The following is a 20,121-nucleotide window of genomic DNA, read 5'->3' as shown; positions in this document are numbered from 1 at the left end:
ATCCGGCACCCGCTGTGACTGTGACAACTCCGCCTCGAGAGACTCAGGAATGTGGCGGATGGGGCGCGGCCTCGATCAGACCGGCGGCCCAATTCACCGTCCACTGGGTGGCCGTCGTCCCGTCGCCGTCCACAGTGTTGGTGGCGTAGAGCGCGTGGACGGGGTTGCCCGCCGACCGGATCAGCGCCGCCAGGCTGCCCAGCGCGTTGGCCGGGTTGAGTGCCTCGCGCGGCGCGTCGCAGATCATGTCGCCCGGGGCGCAGATCGAGTTCACCTTCGGCGCCAGCTCACCGAAACCGCCAGGACGCGGGCCGGTCATGCTGATGCCGGGCACATTGATGCCACGCAGCGCCACCTCGGCGCCCTGGCCGGCCGGCGGCGGGTCACCGATCTCGACCGGCTGGCCGGGGCCGGTGTCGCCGGTGCGGCGGCCGTCGGCGATGACGGTCACGCCGAGCACCTTGTCGGCCGGGATCGGGCCGTTGCCCGCGCCGATCTGGGCGGCCACGTCACCGGCGATCACGGCGCCCTGGGAGAAGCCGGCGATGACGAAGGTCGTCAGCGGGCATTCCTGATGCCGCCTGGACAGCACGTCGGTCGCGCGCGCGGTGCCCTCGGTGCGGCTCACGTTGTAGGAGGCCTGGCCGTCGGGCGGGAACGCGATCGGGTTCGAGAACTGGGCCACGTACGGCACCGTGTAGACCTCGAGCCGGTCGTCGGGGAACTGCGCGCGCAGCGGGCCCGACACGCTGAGCATCAGCGAGATCGGGTTCGCGGTGGGGTTGTACGGGTCGTCGTTGCTGGCCGATTCCCAGGTACCGGGGATCGACAGGAACATGACGTCCGGGCAGTCCGCCGACTGCGAGGTCGGCGGCGGCTCCTCCGGCGGCGTCGGCGGCGGCTTCTCCAGCCGTCCTGCCAGCAGATACCACAGCAGCAGGATGACGATGATCGCCAGCACCAGCAGTGCCAGCACGGTGAAGCAACCCGCAGGCCATGACCTGCGGGTCCGTCGCGTCGGCCGGGGATTCACTAGCAGTAGGTCGAGGTCGCGGCCGCGATATAGACCTGGGAAGCCTTGTCGACGTCCATCCCGGACTGCTCGAAGTTGGCGTCGGAACCGGCGATCGCCGCGACGAACGGGGCGATATCGGCATCGGAGGCACCGGTGGCGCGGCTCGAGCAGATGTAGTTGGCCGCGGTCAGCGCGATGTCCGGGCTGGCCGGGGTGATGCCGTTCTTGCTCAGCTCGTCGAGGAAGGCCTGGTCCTTGGCCGTCACCGTGGCCGAGGGGGCGGTGGCCTCGGGCGCGGTCTGCGGCTGCTCGGGTGCCTCGCTGGTCTCCGGGGCGGCCGAGGAACTCGGCGCGTGCTCGCCGTGCTCGTCGGCCGAGGGCGCCGGCGCCAGGGTGGCGGCGGCGGGGGCGGTGGTGCTGGAGAGGGTGGGCGTCTGCGACGCGGTCGAGTCGTTGCCGCCACAGGCGGACAGCAGCGCGACGGCGGCCAGTGCCGCGACCGATCCGGCTACCTTGCCAGGGATCCGATGCATGAAGATGTCTTTCCTCGATCGTTCGTCAGGGAAGCGGTCGCAGACCAGGCTAGCCGGACCACCGGCCGGTCCGGGCGGCAGGCGAGGAAGCTCAGAGAGTTCTCAGCCCGGGCTCACACCCCGTGAACTTCGGATTTGCCGTCTCGCACGACGATGAACCCGGTTTGAAAGTTCTGCTGGATTCCGCCCGGAACGACGAACTCGTCGCTGACCGGGAACCCCAGCCTGCCGTTCTCGAAGCCCTGCTTGCCCCACTCCTCCATCAGCGCGCCGTTGCGCACCGACCAGGCACCCGAGAGCGGACTCCAGTAGATGTTGCCGCCCTCGAACCGGCTGTAGCGGCCGAGATCCTTCAGCGGCGCCTCCTCGGCCACCGGGAACCCGAGCGGGCTGGTCTCGAAGCCGAGCTGGGCGTACTTGTCCAGCACGGCGCCCCGCACCTGGTGCGCGCCGGTGGCCGCGCTGTAGAACATCGTCCCGTGCTCGAAGGCCTGCACCGCGCCGTCGCGGCTGGGGGTGGCCGCCTCGGCGGCGACCGGATATCCGGCAGGTCCGCGTTCGAAGCCCTGCTTGCCCCACTCCTCCAGGAACGCCCCGCGCATCACCTGGGCACCGGTCGCCGGCGTCCAGTAGATCGAACCGTGCTCGAAGGTCTGCATGCGCCCGCGCCCGTCCGGCAGACCCACTTCGTCGCCGGTCGGCAGGCCGAGCGGGGAGGCGGCCCCGCCGACGCCGGCGTAGGTGCCGCCGATGCGCCCGGCCACCGCGTGCGTCCCGGTCGCCGGGGAATGGAAGACGCGCCCGTTGTGGAAGTCCTGCACCACGCCCGCCGCGACCGGGTACTCGGCGGTCAGGCAGCCGCCCAGCCAGTTCGCGGCCTGGGCGAGGCCGCCGATCGCGCCGGCCAGTGCGCAGGTGGCGCCGCCGGGGTCGGTGCCCAGCGCCGCGGCCGCCTGGGTCCAGGACTGGCGCATCTCGAAGTCCCAGTACGGCCAGGTGTGCGTGCCGGAGGGGCGGTAGTTCGCCTGCACCGGGATGGCCAGCTTCTCCAGCTTGGCGACGAAGTTCTCGGTCGAGAGCCGGGCCAGGATCTCCAGCCCGGTACCGGCCCAGTTCTCGCTCAGCAGCGGCATCTCGCTGAGCTGATCGTGGGTGCCGGCCAGACCGCTGCCGCTGGAGACGTACATGCTGACGCCTTCGAGCTTGTCGGCCAGCAGATACGGGTCGTGGGCATCCCATTCCGGGCTGCCGGGCGGGCCCCACATCGCGGCGGCGTCGAAACCGCCCGCGTCCTTGTTGGCGAAGGTGATCGCCTGCGGCATACCGAGTGTCGTGGTGGTCAGCAGACCCGAGTAGGAAGCCACGTAGCGCATCAGGCCCGGATTACGGCCGGCCAGATTCATCGCGGCCGTACCGCCCATCGAAAGTCCTTGCACGCCACGCACATCGGTGGTGCGCCAGTCGCGTTCGAGGATCGGCGGGAGTTCCTCGGTGAGGAAGGTCTCCCACTTGTAGGTGTGGCCGTTGTCGGGGGCGAGCCAATCCGAATACCAGCTCGCCTGGCCGCCTACGGGCAGCACCACATTCACGTTCTTGTCGGCGTAGAAGCCTTCGGCGTCGGCGTCTTTGGTCCAGCCGTTCTCGTCGTCCTGGGCCCGCAGACCGTCGAGCATCAGCAGCATCGGGAATTTCGCGTCGGGCCGGGAATGCCAGTCCCGCGCCAGCAGCATCTGCACCTGGATCGGAGTCTGCATCGCGGCCGAGTACACCCACAGCGCCACCCGCCGATCCGTCAGCCACTCCACCCGCTGCACCGCCGACACACCGGGCTGGGCGGGCGATTGAGCCGGCACGGTGACGGCCGGCGCCAGCAGCGCCGCGGTCATGGCCGCGATACCGAGGATCCGCCGTATCGGCGCTCGGACACGATGTTTCGACATGCGCGACCCTCCTCATCCCCACCCACGGGACAGCCTTATTCGGTTGTACCGCAGCGCGGACCGATAACCCGGGAAGACACGCGAAGCCAGGGTGACACGAAAAGACCGGCTCACCCTGGGGGTGAGCCGGTCTTCTCAGCGTTGCTGAGCGGAAACTAGGCGCCGAGGGCGCTCAGGATGTGCGGACGCGCCTTCCACAGCTCGTCCTCCCAGTACTTCCACGAGTGGGTGCCGTTGGCCGGGAAGTCGAAGACGGCGCTGATGCCCAGGGTCTTGAGACGCTGCTGGAAGGCCAGCGTGCTCACGAACGAGATGGCCTCGATGCCCATCGCGTTGGCGGTGTTGTAGATGCCGCCCAGGCCGGCCGGACGGTCGTGCTGACCGGGCAGGCCGTTGGCCGAGGAGATGAACATCGGCAGGCCACGCAGCTCGGGCGCGAAGACCATCGGGTCCATCCGCAGCCACGCCGGGCTCCACGGAGCGGCCATGGAGTCGACATTGAAGCGGCCCGCGTCGAGCATCATCACGCGGATGGCCTCACGCATGCCGGGGGCACCCCAGTTCAGCGGGCCCGAGAGCGAGGACGCGTGCTTGAACTGGTCGCGGTGCAGGGCGGCCAGGCGCAGGGCGGCGGGACCGCTCATCGACAGGCCGAGCACCGCGTTGTTGGTGCGGGAGACGCCGTAGCCCTCGAGGAAGGCCGGCAGCTCCTCGGTCAGGAAGGTCTCCCACTTGTAGGTGTACTTCTGGCCGTTGGTGTTGGAGGCCGAAGTCCAGTCGGCGTACCAGCTGGACTTGCCGCCGACCGGCATCACCAGGGTGACGTTGTCGTTGGCGAACTGCTGCAGCGCGTTGGTCTCGAACGACCAGGCGTTCTTGTCGTCGCGGGCGCGCAGCCCGTCGAGCAGGTAGAGCGCGGCGTTGCCGCCGTTGCGCGCCCACTGCACCTGGACCTTCACCGGGCCCATGCTCGACGGCACCATGAGTTCTTCGTACCCACCGGCCGGCGCGCGCAACGCGGGCGCCGAGATCGCCGGGGCGGCGAACGCGGTCGGGGCCGCCCCTGCGGCGATCGGCAGCACCAGGGCTGCTGCGCCGACAGCTAGAATTCGATTACGCCAACCACGAGGTGCTACTGCCCGGGACACGCCCAGATCACCCTTCGGCGCGGCCTTGCCGAAACGCATGTGAATTCCGCTCTCTTTCTGCTGTTGTTGCATGCCAGACAGGGTCATCGAACATCAGCCGGATCCCGACAAGCCGGCCGATCGAACACTGAAACAACGATCTGGTCACACTTACGCTCGCTGGAGGATATTCCAGTCACCAATTACTTGCAAGACCAACGGGTTCGGGACCGGGACGCACCGGAAAATAAACGCCCGGCGCACGAATGCGCCGGGCGTTCGCACACTGTTCAGCTAGCCGATATTCGCCGACAAGTCCGGGATCATGCGCAGGGCCTCGTCGTTCCAGTTGTTCCAGGCGTGGATGCCGAACGGCGGGAAGGAGTAGACGACGTTACGGGCACCCAGGGTCGTCATGCGGACCTGGAAGGCGCGAGTATTGGCCAGCGCCAAGGCTTCCAGTGCCATGCCGTTGACGGTGCCCATGTGCGGGCCGTCGGTGTTGGACGGCAGGCCGGAGGCCGCGGCGATCCACAGCCTGGTGTTGTTGGCGACCAGGTTGGGGGCGAAGACGAACGGGTCCATCCGCAGCCACTGCGGGCCCCACGGCGGCGCCATCGAGTCGACGTTGTAGCCGCCCGCGTCGAGCATGGCGATGCGGATGGCCTCGCGCATGCCGGGGGCGGAGATGTTCAGGTAGCCGGAGAAGGCGCCGGCGAAGCTGAACTGGTCGGGGTGGTAGGCGGCCAGCGTCAGCGCGGCCGAGCCACCCATCGACAGGCCGAAGACGCCGTTGCGGAAGCGGTTGAAGCCGAGACGGTCGGCCAGGGCGTTGCGCAGGTCGCTGGTGAGGAAGGTTTCCCACTGGTAGCGGTAGCTCTTGCCGGGGCCGCCGGACAGGGCGTTGGCCGCGCCGGAGCCCGAGTTCGGCGCGCCGTTGCCGGGAATGCCGAAGAATGTACTCGGCGAGTTCCAGTCGGCGTAGAAGCTGGACATACCGCCGACCGGCATCACGACATTGATATTGGCCGCGGCGAGCGCGTTCGGGATATCGGTTTCGATCTCCCACCCGTTGAGATTCTCCGGCGCGCGCATGCCGTCGAGCACGTAGACGACGCGGTTGGTGTTGCCGTCGTGCGCGCGCAGGACGCGGGACTTGATCGGGCCCATCCCGGAATCGACCCAGAAGTCGAAGGCCGCGCCGTTGAAGCCGGCCGAGGCGGGCGCCATGCCGCCGCCGACAGCGGTCACGACCGGGACCAGCAGTGCCATCGATACGCCCGCGGCGAAGCGCCGCACCCACGATCCCCGGGAGGCAGTCCGCACGGTCTGCTGCTTGCGGCGCAGTGTTCGCATTCGACTAGACCTTTCTCGCCGGACCGCGATCGCAAACCAGCAGCTACGCGGTCGGATCCCTCATCGGGCGTCGAAAGCAGATCAATCCAGGGCAAAACGGACGATTCAACCTCGACGCATGCTCACTGTGTATCAATCGTTGGACGAATTCCTACATGTTGCTGGAAAGTGACCCCGAACACAACTCGCGGTGACCTGCCGCCCATGATTCGTCACCACCTTTCGCTCGGATCGTGACGCAAACGAAGGAAACCCACCCGGCGCGAGTTGCACCGGGTGGGTTTCCTGTCGAGCGGGGTTGACTATCCGATGTTGGCGGACAGGTCCGGGATCATGCGGTTGACCTCGGTCTCCCAGTTGCGCCAGTTGTGCACGCCGGTGATCGGGAAGTCGAAGTTGGCGTTGCCGCCGCCGAGGGTGGCCATGCGGACCTGGAAGGCCCGGCTGTTGACCATGGCGAGCAGCTCCAGCGGCACACCCTGGACGATCTCCATCGGGTTGGACACGTCACCGGGGCCGGGGATACCGCTGGCCGCCGACACCCACACGCGGGTGTTGTTGGCCACCAGGCGCGGCGCGAAGACGAACGGGTCCATCCGCAGCCACTGCGGGCCCCACGGCGGCGCCATCGCGTCGATATTGAAGCCACCGGCGGAGATCATCGCCGCGCGCATGGCCTCACGCATACCGGGCGCGGAGATGTTCAGGTAGCCGGAGAACGAGCCGGCGAAGCTGAACTGGTCGGGGTGGTAGGCGGCCAGCGTCAGCGCGGCCGAGCCACCCATCGACAGACCGAAGACACCGTTGTTGTTGGGGTTGAAGCCCAGCCGGCTCGACAGCGCGTTGCGCAGGTTGCCGGTCAGGTAGCTTTCCCACTTGTAGGTGTTCTTCTTGCCCGCGACCTGGGCGGGCGCGATCGACGAACCCGTCATCGCGGAACCGGTGGCCGCCGAACCGGTCGAGCTGCCGCCCGAGCCGGCGTCGAGACCGAAGAAGTCGCTCGGCGCGTTCCAGTCGGCGTAGAAGCTGGACTGGCCGCCGACCGGCATGACGACATTGATGTTGGCCGCGGTCAGCGCGCGGGCCACATTGGTGTCGATCTCCCAGCCGTTGAGGTCGTCGCGGGCGCGCATACCGTCGAGCGCGTACACGACGCGACCGGTGTTGCCGTCGGCGGCACGGAAGATGCGGTTCTTGATCGGCCCCATCTCGGAGTCGACCCAGAAGTCGAAACCGCTCGGGTCGAAGGCCGCCGTCGCGGTGCCGGTGGCACCGGCCACCGACGCCCCCAGCGGCAGTACCACAGCCAGCGATACCAGCACCGACTTCTTGAGCCAGCCGGCTCCCCTGGCTCTCAGACGTCCGCCACGCATTCTGTTTTGGGCCTTTCCTCGTGCGGTTCGCGCGGAACCGCGGTTGCAAATGCCGCCGACTGTCATCCGGCACACCAGTGCGCCGACGGTGGAGTTCTCGTTGACCATATCGCTACATCGATAGCCGGGCGTTACCGAAAAGTGATTTAGCGGCGAACACCACTCGGTAATGCCTGGCCAGCGACCCCGCAGAGACTACGTCAGCGCGGTGGTTGCGGGTGTGGATCGACCAGACCGCACCGCTGGATCTCATACCTCGGCACCCGGTCGATCCGGTATTTCGCGAAGCTCAGCGCGTGTCGCAGGTTGTGCTTGAACCGGTCGAACGTCATCGGATCGCGGGTCGCGACCATCAGCGCCTGGGTCTGCGGGCACGACATCGCCGTGCGCGCCTGGCTGACCCACTTCTCGTCCATGTACCAGGGCATCCACGGATGGATGTCGACCATGCCCGAGTCGACCACCACCCAGTCCGGGTACAGGCTCTTGTCGTGGCCGATGCGGCCGTCGGCGAGCCGGTCCGAATGCGCGGCCAGCGGGTAGGCCAGGCCCATCGGGTCGATCACGCGCACGTCCAGCGGGACATTCATGCTGGTCATACCCAGATTCAGGAAGTAGACCGTGTGCCCGGCGCCGCCCTCGGGGATCGGCTGCGGCGGCGGGTCGAGGTACCAGAACGTGAACGAGGGCGAGTTGAGCAGCAGGCCGCCGTTGGGGTTGGCGGCGATATCTTCGACCATGGCCCGCATGCGCGGGTAGTCCAGGTAGTCCTCGGCCAGGATCGGGTGGTCCTTGCCGGTGTTGAGCACGTAGTAGACGCGCTCGTCGACAATGCCGGAGGAACTGATCTTGGTGCCGGTCTTGATGGCGGTGGTGTTCGCCGCGAACAGCGACCAGCCGACCGCGCCGAGCAAACCGACCAGCAGCACGACGAACGACCAGTCGCTCGCCACACCCTTGCGCGGCAGCCGCAACGGGATCACGGCCACCGGCAGCAGCAGCAGGAACAGCTGGGTGAGCAGCATCCGGCCGTGCATGAAGTCGCCGCCGACGCGGATCGCGTACACCGTCAGCAGCAGGCCGCTGCCGAGCATCAGCACCACGACCGCGCTCGGCGACCGCAGCCAGGTCCGTACACCGGCCACCGACCGACGCGGCAGCGCGAACCCGCGGGAGACGCCCGCGACCACCCCGGCGATCAGCAGCACCAGCAGCGGAATCCACAGGTAGTAGGGCCCGACCAGGTCCCACAGGTAGGTCATGCCCTGGCCCCATTTGGCCCCGCCCGCGTCCTTGGCGACCGCGGTGTTCGGGTAGGGCAGGCCGTAATAGCCCATCCGCCAGATCTGGTAGGCCACCGGCACGATCCCGGCGACGAACACGATCAGCGCGCGCAACGCGATCGGGCCGTACCGGAACTGGGGCATCGGCGCGAGGAAGATCATGCCGAGCGCGAGCACGCCGATCAGCGCGGCCTCGGGCCGCACCAGCGGCGCGAGCCCGGCCAGGAAGACCAGCCCGAGCAGGCTCGGTACCCGCACGACAGCGGCCTGGCTCCAGCGGATCATCAGCCACCACAGCAGCCCGACCCAGCAGATGACCAGCCCGCTCTCCAGTCCGGAGGTGGCGTAGTCGCGCGCGGGCGGCAGCGCGATGTAGACGAGCACGCCCGCGGGCAGCAGCAGCTGCGTGCTGCTGCCACCCCACAGCCGGGCGGTGCCGAGCATGGCGAACACGATCGCCAGCAGCGAGACCGTCAGCGCGACACCGAGCACCACGTACTCCAGGCGCGCCTGGGTCAGCCAGCTGAAGAACCAGACCAGGTAGGTCCACGCGGTGCTGGTGTTGGTCTCGACCCGCTCGTCCATGTTGAAGACCGGGCCGTTGCCCGCGAGCAGGTTGCGCACGGTGCGCAGGACGATCAGGCCGTCATCGGCGATCCAGCGCCGGTTCCACGCGCCGACCGCGAAGATCACCGTGGCGAGCGCGATCCCACCGACGAAGGTGGCGCGGGACAGGACGGCGAAACGCGCGGCAGGACGCGCTGACTCGTCGTCGCGTAGCCGTTCGTATTCGGTTGATTCCTGCTCCGCTACCACGATCTCGTCAGGTGAGATAGACAGCGACACCTACCGCTCCGATCCAGGCAATAGCGAGGAACTGCAGGATGCGGTCCCCCAGCGCGATCTCTTCGGGTTCACCGGCCTCGCCACCGTCGACGTCGACCGCGTAACGCAGGATTGCGATGGTAAACGGGATCATCGAGATCGAGTACCACTGGGTGTCTCGAAGCTCGTCCTGCTGGAACGCCCAGAGGCCGTAGAAGATGACGACGGCGGTGGCCGCGAGTGTCCAGATGAAGCGCAGGTAGGTCGGCGTGTAGTACTGCAGCGACTTGCGGATCTTCGCGCCGGTCTCCAGCGCGATCTGCAGTTCGGCGTAGCGCTTGCCCGCCGCCATGAACAGCGAACCGAACGCCATGATCAGCAGGAACCACTGCGACAGCGCGATATCGGCCGCCGCGCCACCGGCGACGGCGCGCAGCAGGAAGCCCGATGACACGATGCAGATGTCGAGCACGGCCTGATGCTTGAGGCCGAGGCAGTAGGCGAGCTGGATGCCGATGTAGATCGCCATCACCACGGCCAGATGCCAGGACGCCAGGAACGAACCGGCGATCGAACCGATCAGCAGAACCGCGGCCAACCCGTAAGCCAGGTTGACAGGAACGACACCTGCCGCGATCGGGCGGAAGCGCTTGGTCGGGTGCGCCCGGTCGGCCTCGACATCGAGCGAATCGTTGACCAGGTAGATACCCGAGGCCGCCATACAGAACACCACGAACGCGATCGCGACGTGCACGAGCACGCTGCCGTCGCTGATCGCCTCGGGCCCGACGGCCAGCGGCGCGGCGAGCACGAGCACGTTCTTCACCCACTGGCGTGGGCGGATGGCCTTGATGACACCGCCGACCAGGGTCTTCGGCGGGCCCTTCACGACAGCCTCGTCCAGGACGGCGGCGGACGGTTCTTCGCTCATCTCAGCCAAGGTTCTTTCGGTTGCGGTCAAGGTCGGAGTCTCTTTTCGGCGGCTAGCACGGCGGCTGCCGACGCGGCCCCCAATGCGGAACCGGCGATCACGTCGGAAGGGTAATGCACACCGAGCACGACCCGGGACAGCAGCATCGGCGGCACGAGCACCGCAGGCAAGGGTAGCCCGGTCAGCCTGCCGAGCAACACCGCCGCCGCCGTTGTCGAGGTCGCGTGCGAGGACGGGAAGCTCAATTTGCTCGGCGTCGACACGTTGACCTGCACCGCGGGACTGTCCGGACGCGGGCGCCGGACGATCCGTTTGATCACGATCGACGCGGCATGCGCGCCGACCGCGCCGACCGCGACACCGGCCCACTGCCTGCGGCGCGGCTTGTCGACCAGCCAGCCCGCCGCGGCGATGCCGACCCAGCCCAGCGCGTGCTCACCGAAGTGCGACATGCCGCGCGCGGCCGAGACGACGGCCGGGCTGGTGCCGATGGTGTTCTGCACGGTGTTGATGATGCCGACCTCGAGCGGCACCTCGATGTACTCGTCGTCGCCGCACGCGCAGGCGCACTCGCCGCCGCAGCCTTCCTCGATCAGCTCGAGCTCGGGCGTTTCGGGGTTGATCGCGTTCACTTCTTGGTTCCGTTCAGGCCGAAGGTCTTCTCCCACGCCGCCGTGCTGGTCAGCTCGGCGTGCGCGGCCCGGTAGCGCTGCTGCATCTCCGGGAAGCGGGCGGTGAGCTCCTTGCGCAGGCGCATGGCTTCCTTGAGCAGCTCGGCGGCCTTGCGCGGGTCGCGCTTGCGGTAGACGACGCCGCGGCCGTCGGCGGTCGTCACGGTGACGCCGTCGACCTGGGACAGCAGGAACCAGCGCGCGTCCAGCGTCGGCACGTTCAGCTGCGGTGTCTCGTGGGCGGCCGGGTCGGCCTTGCGGAAGTTGTGCACCACGCCCTTGGCCAGGCGCGCGACCTTGGCGATGGGGTTGCCCGGCTCGCCGGTCGCGCCGACGCCGTGCCGGTTGGCCAGCGGCAGCTCCGTCGAGGACGGCAGCACGACGGCGTCCGGGTATTCCTTGCGCATGGCGTGGATCTTGCCCAGCGCGCTCGGCAGCAGGTCGAACAGACCTTCCGGGCCGGCCAGGAAGTCGCGGATCGCCTCGTTCTGGATGGCGACCGTCGAGTACTCCAGGCACAGCAGGTGCTTGAGGGTGGCCTTGACCGTGTTCACGATCATCGGCTTGCCGTCGCCGGGCAGGTGCAGGGAGGCCACGACCAGGCGGTTGCGCAGGTGGAAGTAGGCCTGCCAGTCGATGGCGTCGTCCTTGTCCGACCAGGCCATGTGCCACACGGCCGCACCCGGCAGGGTGATGGTCGGGTAGCCGGCCTCGCGGGCGCGCAGGCCGTATTCGACGTCGTCCCACTTGAGGAACAGCGGCAGCGGCTGACCGATCTGCTCGGCGACCTGACGCGGGATCACACACGTCCACCAGCCGTTGAAGTCGACGTCGATGCGCCGGTGCAGCAGCTTGGAGTTGTCGCGGTCCTTGAGCGGGTACTTCGAGAAATCGTGGTCGTACTCGACGTTCGGCGCCGAGGACCACATGAAGATCCCGCGGTCGACGACCTCGCCCATGCTGTGCAGGTGCGAACGCTCCTGCAGGTTCAGCATCTGCCCGCCGACCAGCAGCGGCGACTTGGCGAAGCGGGAGAACGCGAGCGCGCGCAGGATCGAGTCGGGCTCGATCTCGATGTCGTCGTCCATGTAGACGATGAACTCGGCGTCGGTCTTGAGCGCCTCGTACATGACGCGGCTGTAGCCGCCGGAACCGCCGAGGTTGGGCTGGTCGTGGATGGCGAGCCGGTCGCCGAGGGTCGCGGCGGCCTCGGTGAAGCCGGGCTCGTCGACGACCTTGCGGTTGCCCTGATCGGCGACGATCACGCCGGCGATATTGTCGAGCACCAGCGGGTCCGAACCCAGCGCGGCCAGGGTTTTCACCAGGTCGGTCGGCCGGTTGAAGGTGGGCATGCCGACGGCGATGCTGCCGGTGCCCGGCGCTTCCTGCGGGGCGTAGTAGCCACCGCCGAGCAGTGTCACGGCGGTGTCGGTGGTGATGTCGAACCAGATCCAGCCGCCGTCCTCGAACGGGCCGAGATCGGTCTCGAACTCCACGAACACCGAATCGGCGGTGCGATCGGATCGGGCGGAATCGCTGTCCAGGGCCTGCGCTCGTCCTTCGAGCTCGACCGCGAACTCCTTGCCCTGCACATGGATTCGCGAACCGTCTGCCTTGGACCGGTAGACGTCCACGCGCCCGTGCCCGGTCAGCTCCAGCCGCAGCACCACCGACTTCAGCACGCTCCAGCGCCGCCAGTAGCTGGCGGGCAGCGCGTTGAAGTACGTGCAGAACGACACTTCCGACTCGGCGCCGATGGACAGCGCGGTCCGGCTGGTGGCGTGCGCGCGGCGGGCGTTGGTGGTGGATTCCTCCAGGTAGAGGGTCCGCACGTCGAGCGGTTCGCCGGGACGCGGCAGGATGACCCGCTGCAGTAGCGAGGTCGCTCGCGTCTGGGTGGGCGCCTCGGACTGTCCGCTCACTCCGCGTCCCTTCCGCGGTGCGCTCGCCGGAGCAGGCTTCGCCGCGCTCGCCTTGCGCCGGGTGCGGGTACCCGCTGCGGCGGCCTGGTCGTCACCCGACTGCTTCCTGGGTGCGCTCGCACCCGGCGTGGCGGCGGCCTGGTTCTGCGCGCTCGGACCGGTCGCCTTGCGCGGTGCGCGGGTGGACGGCGTGCTCGCGGGCGCGGAGTCGGCCTCGGCCTGCCCGTTCGTGACGGTCTGCCCGTTCACGGCCGGTTCCTGCTCGTTCGCGCCGGTGACAGCCGCCGCCTTGTTGTCCTGCCCGTTCACGCCTGGTCCACCAGGGTCGTGCCCGACTCCAGGTGCGGCCGCAGCACGTTCTCGAACATGCTCAGCGCCGAACCGATCGCCATGTGCATGTCCAGGTACTGGTAGGTGCCCAGGCGGCCGCCGAAGAGGACCTTCTTCTCGGCGGTCTCCTTCTTGGCGAGCTCGCGGTAGGCCAGCAGCTTGGCGCGGTCCTCGGGGGTGTTGATCGGGTAGTACGGCTCGTCGCCGGTCTGCGCGAAACGGGAGAACTCGCGCATGATGACCGTCTTGTCGGTCGGGTAATCGCGCTCGGGGTGGAAGTGGCGCGGCTCGATGATGCGGGTGTACGGGGCGTCGGCGTCGTTGTAGTTCATCACCGAGGTGCCCTGGAAATCGCCGATCTCGAGGACCTCGGTCTCGAAATCGATGGTGCGCCAGCCGAGTTCGCCCTCGGCGTAGTCGAAGTAGTGGTCCAGCGGGCCGGTGTAGACGATCGGCGCGTCCGGGCTGGCCGCGACGATCTCGTCACGCACGTCGAACCAGTCGGTGTTCAGCCGCACCTCGATGAGGTCGGAGGCGGCCATGTTCTCCAGCCACTTCGTGTACCCCTCCTTGGGCAGGCCCTCGTAGGTGTCGTTGAAGTAGCGGTTGTCGAAGGTGTAGCGCACCGGCAGGCGGGTGATATTGCCTGCGGGCAGTTCCTTGGGGTCGGTCTGCCACTGCTTGGCGGTGTAGTCGCGCACGAACGCCTCGTAGAGCGGGCGGCCGATCAGCGAGATCGCCTTCTCCTCGAGGTTCTGCGCGTCGGCGGTCGCCACCTCGGCGGCCTGCTCGGCGATCAGCGCCTTGGCCTCTTCCGGGGTGAAGTAGCGGCCGAAGAACTGCGAGATCAGGCCGAGCCCCATCGGAAACTGGTAGGACTGCCCCTTGTGCAGCGCGAACACCCGGTGCTGGTAACCGGTGAACTCGGTGAACTGGGTGACGTAGTCCCAGACCTTCTTGTTCGAGGTGTGGAACAGATGCGCGCCGTACTTGTGGATCTCGATACCGGTTTCCGGCTCGGGCTCGGAGTAGGCGTTGCCACCCAGGTGGTAGCGGCGGTCGAGCACCAGCACCCGCTTGCCCAGCAGGTTCGCGGCACGCTCGGCGACGGTCAGGCCGAAGAAGCCGGAGCCGACCACGATCAGGTCGAACTGGGTGGAGGAATCTGCGCTGGCGGAATTACCGGAGGACGATGCGGCGGTCACGGGTGCCCAGCGTATCGGAAGACCGCAGATTGTCCCGGCGGAGTCACCGACCACGCCCTGAGCTGGGGGAATCCTTGGGGTTACTCAGTAGTACCGATGGGGTGGGTAGGCGGTCGGTCGTGCGGAGCGGATCCAGCGGCCGGTGGAGGGGGCTGCTGCGAGGGTCAGGATCACCGCGGGCACCACGGCGGGGAGTGTCGAGGCCGCCAGCATCTCACCGGTTATATGACCGTCGGTCCACGCGAGCGCGAACAGCAGCGAGGCGAGCATGAGGGCCAGAACGATGGACGACAGCACGATCAGCAGCACTCGACCCGCGGCCTTCTGCCGGAACAACAGCACCGCACCGGTGAACCACAACAAGCAGATCACGACACCCAGCGCGCGCATCCCCACGAACACAGCCTGGTTACCAGAACTCTCGAAGCCGTCGAAGGTCATGAGCAGCAGCGGAAAGGACATTACCGAGCCGATCAACGACAACACGGCGGCAGTGAACCCCGTGGCGCTGCTCGGCCGCCTGGCACCGAATCCGGCCGCGGGATACCTGGGACGAGCTGCGTTGTACGCCCCGTACCCACCGGGCGCGGTGTAGGGAGCTGGACCGTAGGCAGGCGGCCCGTACCCCTGCTGCGGACCGTACGGATACCCCATGAAGCTCCCCCTCTTCGAATTCCCAGCACTGACCTGCAGAACTATACGGCCGCATCGTCGGTCGTTCACCACCGAGCGACCACGCCAAGCACCGCTGGCACAACCGACCGCACGCAGGGAGAATGCACCACGCCGACCCGAACCCACTGCTTGCGGGCGAGCTCGGGGCCACTCGGCCACGGCCAGGATTCGGCCGCTCCGATTCGAAAGATGCCGCGTCGGCCCGCGTAGATCAGTAATACGGCTGCGGGCCGTACGTGGCCTGGCGGGGTTCGCGGATCCAGCGGCCGGTGGAGGGGGCGGCTGCCAGGCACAGGATCAGCAGGGCGATGCCGCCGCCGATGAGGGTGGAGGCGACGATCGGGCCGGAGACCGGGCCGTTGGAGGCGATCACAGTCCCGATGACGGAGCCGATCAGCCCCAGCGAGGACAGGATGATGATGATCACCCGGCCCGCTGCCTTGCGGCGGAAGGTGAGGATCGAGCCGAGGAAGCCGAGCACGACGAAACCACCGTTGATGACGACCATCGGCGCCGCGGCGCTCGCGGCGAATTCGGCCTCGCCCGCAGCGTCGACGGCGGAAAGTGCGATGAGGCTGGTTACCAGTGAGAGTGCGGAGAGCATGGTCAGAATCAGGACGAGCACGGCCGCCGTGATGGCAGTGCCACCACTCGCGCGCTGCTGACCGTAACCGGGCATCCCGTATCCGTAGGGCGCCGCGCCGTAAACTGGTGCGGCGTAACCATATTGGGGCGCCGGCGTTGGGTAGGGTTGCGCACCGTAGCCTGGCTGCGCGTACCCAGGTCCTGCCTGTCCCGCGTACGGGTCATAGCCCTGCTGCGGGCCGTACGGATACCCCATGATGTCCCCCTCCTCGAATTCCTGTACCGACCTGCCGAAACTATACGGTCGGCTCGACCGCGTGGTGCGGGCGAGCGAGTGTGTAGGCCGCCGTCCACGGCAGGATCGCGGGTACCAGCACCAGCGCACCGAACGCGACCGCCGACGCGGCAGCAGCCCAGCTGTGGTTCACGATCGCCGTCACCGCGCCGGGCACCCCGCCGAAGCCGAGCACGAGCGAGGACAGCAGCGGCTCGGGGGCGAACCAGTGGATGCCGTACTCGGCGTCGTAGTTCACCAGCGTGGCCAGCAGCGCGAGCACGCCCAGCCCGAGTTGTGCGCCGGCGGCGACGATCACCAGCCAGCGGCCGGTCTCGTCGCGGCGAGCCAGCAGGTAGGCGCCGTAGCCGAAGACGAATGCTGCCGTCAGCGCGCCGAGCAGGGCGAACAGGGTCAGCGAATCGTCGAGCAGATCGGCATCGCGCAGGAACGCGCGCACGAGCACCGCGGCTCCGATCAGATTCGCCGCGGCGGCCAGCCCGGCCAGGAACACGGCGATGATCGCCGACACCTCACCGGTTTTCGGGTTCGTCTCCTGCACGAGCATGGTCCGACCGTATCCCGTGGCGCGCTATCGAGTGATAGTCCATCGGCGCGTCGGCTCGATCACACTGAGCACCAGGATCACCACATTGAGCCCGAGCCACCAGTCGAGCACCCCGAGCCGCCACCCGTGCCCGGCCCCGTTGAGCACCACGACCAGCAGCGTCGCCGCGCTCATCGCCCCTGCAACGCTGAGCAGAATCCGCCGTCCGATCAGCCGCCGCCGCAACAGCAGCACCGCCCCGAGCAGATACACCACCCCCAGCCCGCCGACGATCCCCGCCGCCGTGTAGTCCAGCTCGATCGCGCGCCCGACCGCCAGCAGCACCGCCGTCGCCACCGCGACCACCAGCCCCGCCACCCCGACGAGCACTCCCAGCCACCCGGCCACCAGCGCGGTCACCGCCCGCCGCGGCCGCCCGGCCTGCTGCTGTTCCACCATCGTCCCCCGTACTCGTTCGCCGCCGCCGTCAGTTATACGGCCCAACGCCCGATCGAGCACGATTCGTACTGATCCCCTCGACCCGCCCGGCATCGATCCAGCGGTGCGTCCCAGGCAGCAACGCCGCGACCAGCGCACACAGCGCAACCAGCGCGAGCAACGCCGACATCACCGCGATCGTCCCATTATCACTGACTGCCAAGACACCGATCCAGATGAAGAAGGCGAGCCCACTGCCGATGATCACCATCGTCAGCCCGGCTGCCCGCCGGCACAGGAGCAGTACCCCGCCGATGCAGAGCAACACCACGAGAACCGCACCGATCGCGAATTCGAGTCGATCCCCGAGCTCAGCGATATCCGCCTTGATCTCCGCGTCGGCTTTGCGCTCCGCGTCGAGAAAGGTCAGCGACCGGTAGAACGAGCCCCGGTACAGCTGGGAAATACCCCCGATCAAAACGAGGATCCCGACCGACCCCCCGGCCAGCGCGCCGATTCCCGCCAGCAGCGCCGAAATCGGAATCCCCACCCCCGGCCCGACATACGGCGCCCCCGCCGGTCCCAACCCCGGCCACCCCACCGGCACTGGCTGCGACGCCCCCACGAATCCCGACTGCGGCGGCCCCACCGGCCCTGACTGCGGCGACCCCACGGATCCCGACTGCGGCAGCCCCACCGGCCCTGACTGCGGCGACCCCACGGATCCCGACTGCGGCAGCCCCACCGGCCCTGACTGCGACGCCCCCGCCGGTCCCGACTGCGGCAGCCCCACCGGCCCTGACTGCGACGACCCCGCCGGTCCCGACTGCGGCAGCCCCACCGGCCCTGACTGCGACGACCCCACGGATCCCGACTGCGACGGCCCCACTGCCCCTGGCTGCGGCGCACCCGCTGATCCTGGCTGCGGCTGCCCCGCCGATCCCGACTGCGGCTGCCCCGCCGATCCCGACTGCGGCTGCCCGGCCAGTCCTTCCTGCGGCGCCCCCACGGATCCTGCCTGCGCCGCCGTCACGGGTCCCGCCTGCGGCGGCCCGGCCGGTCCCGACTGCGGCGGCCCGGCCGGCCCTGGCTGCGGTGCCCCCGCTGATTCTGGCTGCGGCGGCCTGATAGCTGCACTGTTCAGGTCGGGGCCGGGAACGACCGGAGCGGGCACCGGGTTTCCCGGCTCCTGGCCTGGATGGTTCGGCAGATGGCCTGAGTGACTGTTCATTGCTCCCCCTCGTCGAGCGGTTCCCGACGAGAGAGCCTATTCGCCGGTGACGGCTCAGGACGACTTCGCGGCGACGTAGGCCCGGAACGCCTCCAGGATGTACTCGGCGGTGCCGTCGCCGTGGACGTCGTAGTTCTTCCGGAAGCGCGGGTCGGCGACATACATTTCGCCGAGGCCGAGCAGGTACTCGTCCGTCATCGGCTTGCCCGGCGCGCCACTGCTGATCCAGTCGCGGTGCCGGACGACGATCGCCTGAACGACCTCGCCGGCGACGGGAAGCCCAGCGGCGCGGGCCTTTCCGTAGTCGGCGGCGATATCCAGGTGCTCCTGGAAGAACGCCTGCTTGTCGGCCTCGGTCAGCGAGCGCCAGAAGCGGTCGCCGCTGTCGTAGGCGTCCTTGCCCCAGCGCTCGACCACCTCGTCCTTGTACTGGGTGTGGTCGAAACCGTCGAAAACCTCTGCGGCCATGAGTGGCTCACCTCTTTCGGTCTTGTGCAATGTGGACGACACCGATTCGATCTGCCGCGCGATCCGATCCTGTTGCTGCCGAAGCAGTTCCAGGTGGGTGCGCAGCGCGTCGGTGGTGTTCTGTTCACCGGCGAGAACCTCGGCGATCACCGGAAGGCCGAGACCGAGTTCGCGCAGCAGCAGGATGCGCTGCAGGCGGATCAGCGAGTTCTGGTCGTAGTAGCGGTAGCCGTTGGCGCCGATCCGGCTCGGTTCCAGCAGCCCGAGCTGGCCGTAGTGGCGCAGCGTGCGGCTGGTGGTGCCCGCGGCTTTCGAGAGGTCCTGGATGGACCATTCACCCGCCATGACCTGCCTCTTTCTCGTCGATGTCTCCAGTCTGCAAGTTGACGCTACGTCAAAGTCAACCCTTCAGCACCTAGCAGGAGCTGGAGACTCGCTCCTTCCCGATGCGTTGCGCATCCGCTGGCGACGAGTCCGTAACTGCTGCTTTCGATGTCGCGGGCTCGGCCACCGGATCAGCAGGTGTGAGCTGACCGAGGGCGGTGCCCGCCAAAGCGACTCCCAGACCGAGGATCTGCAAGACGGTCAGTGCCTGACCCAGGGCGATCCAGCCGATCACCGCCGCCGACACCGGGCTCAGCAGGGCGAGGAAAGCCACCGAAGTCGCTGGGACGCGCGAGATTCCGCGGAACCACAGCCAGTACGCCACCGCCGTGCCGATGATGCCGAGGTAGAGGTAGCCGCTGATGGCATCGGCGTCGAGGGCGGGCGGAGCCCCTTCGACGAGCAGAGCCAGCGGAGCGATAACCAGTCCGCCGGCGGTGAGTTGCCAGCCGGTCAGTGCCAGCGGGCCGACGCCGTCGGGGCGTCCCCACTTCTTGGTGAGTACGGTGCCTGCCGCCATCGACGCGGCGCCGGCCAGCCCCGCGAACACACCGACCAGATCCAGTTCGACATTGCCGCGCAACACCACCAGCGCGACACCGAACACGCCGATCACCCCGGCGATCACCTTGCGCCGCGTCGGCATCTCGGCCAGCAGCACCGCAGCGAAGCCGAGCGCGAACATCGGCGCCACCGCGCTGAGCACCCCGGCGACACCGCCCGGCAGCCGGTAGGCCGCCAGGAACAGCAGCGGGAAGAACGCCCCGATGTTCAGCGCCCCGAGCACCGCGGCCCGGCCGATCCAGACACCGCGCGGCAGCACCCTGGTCAGCGCGAGCAGCACCAGACCGGCGGGCAGGGCGCGCATCAGCGCGGTGAACAGCGGGCGGTCGGGAGGCAGGAGTTCGGTGGTGACGGCGTAGGTGGAACCCCAGACGATCGGGGTGAGGGCGGTGAGCGCGAGGGTGCCCGCGTAGGTACTGCGAGGTGCGGTCGTCATATTCGCTC

General features: G+C 68.3%; 18 protein-coding genes. All 18 read right to left on the bottom strand.

Features of this window, described 5'->3' with window-relative positions; all coding sequences use genetic code 11:
* Positions 1-43 precede the first annotated feature (43 nt).
* A complete protein-coding gene (locus ACFXK0_RS04360) occupies positions 44-1,039 on the bottom strand; it encodes a cutinase family protein (protein ID WP_379408482.1) in 996 nt (331 codons plus the stop codon).
* Complete coding sequence (locus ACFXK0_RS04355) at positions 1,033-1,548, bottom strand: DUF732 domain-containing protein (protein ID WP_379408308.1); 516 nt, start codon at positions 1,546-1,548, stop codon at positions 1,033-1,035. The genes ACFXK0_RS04360 and ACFXK0_RS04355 overlap by 7 nt, the downstream gene beginning before the upstream one ends.
* A gap of 113 nt (positions 1,549-1,661) precedes the next feature.
* Complete coding sequence (locus tag ACFXK0_RS04350) at positions 1,662-3,488, bottom strand: alpha/beta hydrolase-fold protein (protein WP_379408307.1); 1,827 nt, start codon at positions 3,486-3,488, stop codon at positions 1,662-1,664.
* A 155-nt stretch (positions 3,489-3,643) separates the two neighbouring features.
* Positions 3,644-4,675, bottom strand: a complete 1,032-nt coding sequence (locus ACFXK0_RS04345; protein ID WP_379408481.1) for an alpha/beta hydrolase — start codon at positions 4,673-4,675, stop codon at positions 3,644-3,646.
* Between the two features lie 234 nt (positions 4,676-4,909).
* Entirely contained in the window at positions 4,910-5,971 is a 1,062-nt protein-coding gene (locus tag ACFXK0_RS04340) for an alpha/beta hydrolase (RefSeq protein ID WP_379408306.1), read from the bottom strand.
* Between the two features lie 302 nt (positions 5,972-6,273).
* Positions 6,274-7,344 carry an alpha/beta hydrolase gene (locus ACFXK0_RS04335; RefSeq protein WP_379408305.1) on the bottom strand — a complete coding sequence of 357 codons (1,071 nt, stop codon included), beginning with the start codon at positions 7,342-7,344 and terminating at the stop codon, positions 6,274-6,276.
* 200 nt (positions 7,345-7,544) lie between these two features.
* A complete protein-coding gene (gene zomB, locus ACFXK0_RS04330) occupies positions 7,545-9,473 on the bottom strand; it encodes a flagellar motor control protein ZomB (RefSeq protein ID WP_379408303.1) in 1,929 nt (642 codons plus the stop codon).
* The gene (locus tag ACFXK0_RS04325) at positions 9,451-10,383 is read right to left on the bottom strand and encodes a decaprenyl-phosphate phosphoribosyltransferase (RefSeq protein ID WP_379408302.1); all 933 of its coding nucleotides are present in this window, start codon (positions 10,381-10,383) and stop codon (positions 9,451-9,453) included. Before ACFXK0_RS04325 ends, zomB begins: the two co-directional genes overlap by 23 nt.
* A 26-nt stretch (positions 10,384-10,409) precedes the next feature.
* Positions 10,410-10,922 (bottom strand): phosphatase PAP2 family protein, encoded by a 513-nt coding sequence (locus ACFXK0_RS04320; RefSeq protein ID WP_379408480.1) that lies wholly within the window; start codon positions 10,920-10,922, stop codon positions 10,410-10,412.
* Between the two features lie 89 nt (positions 10,923-11,011).
* Positions 11,012-12,976: a glycosyltransferase gene (locus tag ACFXK0_RS04315; protein ID WP_379408478.1), complete on the bottom strand. Its 1,965-nt coding sequence runs from the start codon at positions 12,974-12,976 to the stop codon at positions 11,012-11,014.
* A gap of 305 nt (positions 12,977-13,281) precedes the next feature.
* A complete protein-coding gene (glf, locus tag ACFXK0_RS04310; protein WP_379408300.1) occupies positions 13,282-14,511 on the bottom strand; it encodes a UDP-galactopyranose mutase in 1,230 nt (409 codons plus the stop codon).
* Positions 14,512-14,595: 84 nt separating this feature from the next.
* The gene (locus ACFXK0_RS04305; protein WP_379408299.1) at positions 14,596-14,997 is read right to left on the bottom strand and encodes a hypothetical protein; all 402 of its coding nucleotides are present in this window, start codon (positions 14,995-14,997) and stop codon (positions 14,596-14,598) included.
* A gap of 400 nt (positions 14,998-15,397) precedes the next feature.
* On the bottom strand, positions 15,398-15,865 hold the full coding sequence (locus tag ACFXK0_RS04300; protein WP_379408298.1) for a hypothetical protein: 468 nt from the start codon (positions 15,863-15,865) through the stop codon (positions 15,398-15,400).
* A gap of 202 nt (positions 15,866-16,067) precedes the next feature.
* Positions 16,068-16,613 (bottom strand): hypothetical protein, encoded by a 546-nt coding sequence (locus tag ACFXK0_RS04295; protein WP_379408297.1) that lies wholly within the window; start codon positions 16,611-16,613, stop codon positions 16,068-16,070.
* Between the two features lie 24 nt (positions 16,614-16,637).
* Positions 16,638-17,051, bottom strand: coding sequence for a hypothetical protein (locus tag ACFXK0_RS04290; RefSeq protein ID WP_379408296.1), 414 nt, complete (start codon positions 17,049-17,051; stop codon positions 16,638-16,640).
* A gap of 28 nt (positions 17,052-17,079) precedes the next feature.
* The gene (locus tag ACFXK0_RS04285) at positions 17,080-17,580 is read right to left on the bottom strand and encodes a hypothetical protein (RefSeq protein ID WP_379408295.1); all 501 of its coding nucleotides are present in this window, start codon (positions 17,578-17,580) and stop codon (positions 17,080-17,082) included.
* A gap of 735 nt (positions 17,581-18,315) precedes the next feature.
* On the bottom strand, positions 18,316-19,074 hold the full coding sequence (locus tag ACFXK0_RS04280; RefSeq protein ID WP_379408293.1) for a TipAS antibiotic-recognition domain-containing protein: 759 nt from the start codon (positions 19,072-19,074) through the stop codon (positions 18,316-18,318).
* A gap of 70 nt (positions 19,075-19,144) precedes the next feature.
* Complete coding sequence (locus ACFXK0_RS04275) at positions 19,145-20,113, bottom strand: EamA family transporter (RefSeq protein WP_379408292.1); 969 nt, start codon at positions 20,111-20,113, stop codon at positions 19,145-19,147.
* Positions 20,114-20,121 lie beyond the last annotated feature (8 nt).

Origin of the sequence: Nocardia sp. NPDC059177, assembly GCF_042755165.1 — a bacterium.
GTDB lineage: Bacteria > Actinomycetota > Actinomycetes > Mycobacteriales > Mycobacteriaceae > Nocardia.
Note: the sequence above shows the minus strand (reverse complement) of the source record. Positions and strands in the feature narration are given on the sequence as shown.

What these genes read in the sequence shown, in the direction of transcription:
- ACFXK0_RS04355 (WP_379408308.1), bottom strand. Translation starts at nt 1,548, where the DNA reads ATGCATCGGATCCCTGGCAAGGTAGCCGGATCGGTCGCGGCACTGGCC.
- ACFXK0_RS04280 (WP_379408293.1), bottom strand. Translation starts at nt 19,074, where the DNA reads ATGGCGGGTGAATGGTCCATCCAGGACCTCTCGAAAGCCGCGGGCACC.
- ACFXK0_RS04350 (WP_379408307.1), bottom strand. Translation starts at nt 3,488, where the DNA reads ATGTCGAAACATCGTGTCCGAGCGCCGATACGGCGGATCCTCGGTATC.
- ACFXK0_RS04335 (WP_379408305.1), bottom strand. Translation starts at nt 7,344, where the DNA reads ATGCGTGGCGGACGTCTGAGAGCCAGGGGAGCCGGCTGGCTCAAGAAG.
- ACFXK0_RS04345 (WP_379408481.1), bottom strand. Translation starts at nt 4,675, where the DNA reads ATGCGTTTCGGCAAGGCCGCGCCGAAGGGTGATCTGGGCGTGTCCCGG.
- ACFXK0_RS04325 (WP_379408302.1), bottom strand. Translation starts at nt 10,383, where the DNA reads ATGAGCGAAGAACCGTCCGCCGCCGTCCTGGACGAGGCTGTCGTGAAG.
- ACFXK0_RS04275 (WP_379408292.1), bottom strand. Translation starts at nt 20,113, where the DNA reads ATGACGACCGCACCTCGCAGTACCTACGCGGGCACCCTCGCGCTCACC.
- ACFXK0_RS04290 (WP_379408296.1), bottom strand. Translation starts at nt 17,051, where the DNA reads ATGGTGGAACAGCAGCAGGCCGGGCGGCCGCGGCGGGCGGTGACCGCG.
- ACFXK0_RS04295 (WP_379408297.1), bottom strand. Translation starts at nt 16,613, where the DNA reads ATGCTCGTGCAGGAGACGAACCCGAAAACCGGTGAGGTGTCGGCGATC.
- ACFXK0_RS04300 (WP_379408298.1), bottom strand. Translation starts at nt 15,865, where the DNA reads ATGCCCGGTTACGGTCAGCAGCGCGCGAGTGGTGGCACTGCCATCACG.
- ACFXK0_RS04340 (WP_379408306.1), bottom strand. Translation starts at nt 5,971, where the DNA reads ATGCGAACACTGCGCCGCAAGCAGCAGACCGTGCGGACTGCCTCCCGG.